The 2,930-nt window shown below is 62.3% G+C and carries 3 protein-coding genes; all 3 read right to left on the bottom strand.

All coding sequences use genetic code 11. The features are described 5' to 3' along the window. Window positions 1-137: 137 nt before the first annotated feature. Window positions 138-842 (bottom strand): hypothetical protein, encoded by a 705-nt coding sequence (locus CEC48_RS30710; protein ID WP_088427242.1) that lies wholly within the window; start codon window positions 840-842, stop codon window positions 138-140. Between the two features lie 156 nt (window positions 843-998). Next, complete coding sequence (locus CEC48_RS30705) at window positions 999-1,484, bottom strand: N-acetyltransferase (protein ID WP_088427241.1); 486 nt, start codon at window positions 1,482-1,484, stop codon at window positions 999-1,001. 39 nt (window positions 1,485-1,523) lie between these two features. After that, window positions 1,524-2,726 (bottom strand): pyridoxal phosphate-dependent aminotransferase, encoded by a 1,203-nt coding sequence (locus tag CEC48_RS30700; RefSeq protein WP_088427240.1) that lies wholly within the window; start codon window positions 2,724-2,726, stop codon window positions 1,524-1,526. Window positions 2,727-2,930 lie beyond the last annotated feature (204 nt).

Raw genomic sequence — 2,930 nt, 5'->3', positions numbered from 1 at the left:
GGAAAGCGCACGCTGCCTGATTCGGCAGCGGTATGTCGTAAAGGTCACACGGCGCAGAGCTGTGGGAGCTTGGCTGTCTTTGAGAACGATGCCTAGGTTATGGCCATCAAGACAGTTGCTCCCACATTTAGATCGGGTTACTGCTGGGCGATGCTGTAGCCATCAAACGCAGTCTGCTGTTGCAGTGCGGTGATGATGCTTTTACGCGTCAGCGGCTGCTCGGCGCCCGAGTTATCCACAAAGGTTTCAACTTCCAGTTCCGCCTCGTCACCTTCACCCACAAAGGTGAAGCCCAGGAATTCAAACGCTTCACGGTCGACATTCAGCTTGGCGCGCGGCGTACGCATCGGCAGGGTGACGCTGATGCCGTCCTTGCTGATGGCGAACACTTCCGCTTCCTTCTTCGGCCGTGAAGCCTTGCCTTTGCCGGCGCTCGGGTTGCTGATGGCCTGGTGGGTCTGGTTCAGCACCTTGAGGGCCAGGCCGTAGACCAGCTCCTGGAACTCCGGATCGTCCTTGAAGCTGGACAGGATGCGGCTGATGGAAAACTTGGTGTTGAGGTCTTCCAGGGCGGCGTTGTCGGCGGCTTCGGCGTCCTTGAGCTGCTTGAGCTCGCCCATCAGGTCGTAGGCTTTGTCGTCGTCGAAGGCGTCGTGGGCCTGGCGAATGGCCATGCGCAGTTCGCGGATCTGGGCGCTTTCCTTGTCGCGCTGGAACGCGTCCAGCACCATCTCACTGATGGTCTTGGCCGCCGGCACGTGCTGTGAAAGATTGATGGCGTTTTCGTATTCAGCTTTGGACTGCAAGGTGACTACGGATTCTTCGGTACGGGAATCAGACATTGAAATTTCACTACTTCAGTAAACGGGGAGACGGGAAAAGCGTCGCGCATTTTCAGCGGCGAGGGGGATCAGGTCAAGGCAGCACAATGCCCTCATCGCGGCTGAATGACGCCAACGCCCGGCGCAGCTTGATCGCCCGCCGGCTTGTCCATCGATTTAACCGAGGCGCTTGCCCATTTCGAAGGCGCGTCGTTCGTAGCCCAATTCCTCGTACAGCCGCTGCGCCGGCTCATTGAAGGCCCAGACGGTCAGGCGCAAATCACCGGCGCCCTGGCGGATCGCCCAGCGCTCGGCGAGCGCCATCAGCTCGCGGCCAATGCCCTGGCCGCGCTGTGCCTCCAGCACGCAGATCGAGCCGATTCGCGCGGCGCGCAGCGGCTGCAGCAACGGGCTGGCGGTCTCGATGATTTGCACGGTGATAAACCCCACGCCAGCGCCTTGCAGCTCGGCAAGAAACACCGCCTGAACCCGGCTGGTGAGGCAGGGCCGCCAATGGGACTGGTCGCGCTCCACCTGGTCGGTGGCGTCACGGTAGATGTCGGGCCGTTCCTGGTGGTGCAGGCGATTCAACGGCTGGCCGAGTACGCACAGGGTGTGCAGGTCATCCAGGTGGGCCTGGCGATAGGTCAATCCTTGAGACATGGCGGGCCTTCGAACGGGGCAAAGGGCGTGTTATGCCCGTTATCGGCGATCACGTAAAGGCGCTGCGCTGGCCCCAAGCCCTTCAACGAACCCGGCAATGCGCCGGCAAGCGTCCTTGAGCGTGTGATCGGCGACGGTAAACGAAACCCGTACAAACCCTTCGGCGCTGGGGCCAAAGGCCTGGGCGTCAAGCACCGATACGCCGGTGTGGCGGTACAGTTGCCAGGCGAAGTCCCGGCCCGTGAGCCCGGTGCGGCGCACGTCCACCAGCATGAACATGCCGGCCTGGGGCACTCGGCAGTCCAGCACGCTGATTGCACGCAACGCGTTCACCACCAGGTCACGCCGGCGCCGATACACCGTGCGGGCATTGCTGACCACGGCTTCATCCAGCGCCAGTGCGGTGATCGCTGCCGCCTGGATAAACCCCGGCAAGCCATAAATCATGCACAGCAGCAAGTTCTCCAGATGGCTGATCAAGGTGGGCGGGCCGACCACCCAGCCCACCCGCCAGCCGGTCATGGCGTGGCTTTTAGACAGGCTGTTGAGCACCACCGTACGCTCGGCCATGCCGGGTAACGCGCTGATGCTCAAGTGTTGATCGTCGTAGATGAGCTGCCCATACACCTCATCGCAAATCACCCACAGGTCATGGGCACGTGCCACTTCGGCGACAGCTTCCAGCTCTTCGCGGCTATAGACATTGCCGGTGGGGTTGCACGGGGTGGCAAGGGCGATGCCCCGGGTCTTGTCGGTAATGGCCGCTTGCAGCGCGGTGCGGGTCAGGCGAAAGCCGTTGGCGGCCGGTTGCTCCACGGTTGCGATGCGTGCACCCGAGGCATGCACACAGGCCTCGTAGGTCAGGTACATCGGCTCTGGCACCAGCACTTCATCGCCGTGGCTGAACAGGCACAGGCAGGCGGCGAACAGGCCATTCTGCGCGCCGGCCACCAGGGCGATATTGTCGGCGTGCACCGCAATACCTTGCAGCTGGCTCTGCCTGGCAGCGATGGCCTCCCGCAGTTTTGGGCGACCGAGCACGTGGGTGTAATGGGTGTCGCCGGCGCGCAATGCGTCGACGGCGGTTTCGCATATCGCGCTGTCTGTGGCGAAGTCCGGGTCGCCGACACTCAGCACAATCACATCTTCGCCGCGCTGCTGCGCTTCGACGGCGGTGTAGTGAATATCCCAGGCGCTGACGGATTCGCCGCCAATGCGCTCGACAAAGGGTGAATAACGCATCCTTGCTCTCCTCGCCGGCAGCGATGCCGGCGTCAATTGGCCCACGTGAGTTCCACTGTAGAACATCGCACCTGATCCACATCAAGGGCCGGTGGACGCGCGGTACTGGCCCCACCAAAAATCCAAAGTGGGCACAGTAAATGTGGGAGCGGGCTTGCTCGCGAATGCGGTGTGTCAGTCACTGCATCTGCGACTGATCCACCG

Origin of the sequence: Pseudomonas sp. K2I15 (genome assembly GCF_002204795.1) — a bacterium.
GTDB lineage: Bacteria > Pseudomonadota > Gammaproteobacteria > Pseudomonadales > Pseudomonadaceae > Aquipseudomonas.
This window is presented reverse-complemented; position numbering and strand designations above follow the sequence as displayed.

What these genes read in the sequence shown, in the direction of transcription:
- CEC48_RS30700 (WP_088427240.1), bottom strand. Translation starts at nt 2,726, where the DNA reads ATGCGTTATTCACCCTTTGTCGAGCGCATTGGCGGCGAATCCGTCAGC.
- CEC48_RS30710 (WP_088427242.1), bottom strand. Translation starts at nt 842, where the DNA reads ATGTCTGATTCCCGTACCGAAGAATCCGTAGTCACCTTGCAGTCCAAA.
- CEC48_RS30705 (WP_088427241.1), bottom strand. Translation starts at nt 1,484, where the DNA reads ATGTCTCAAGGATTGACCTATCGCCAGGCCCACCTGGATGACCTGCAC.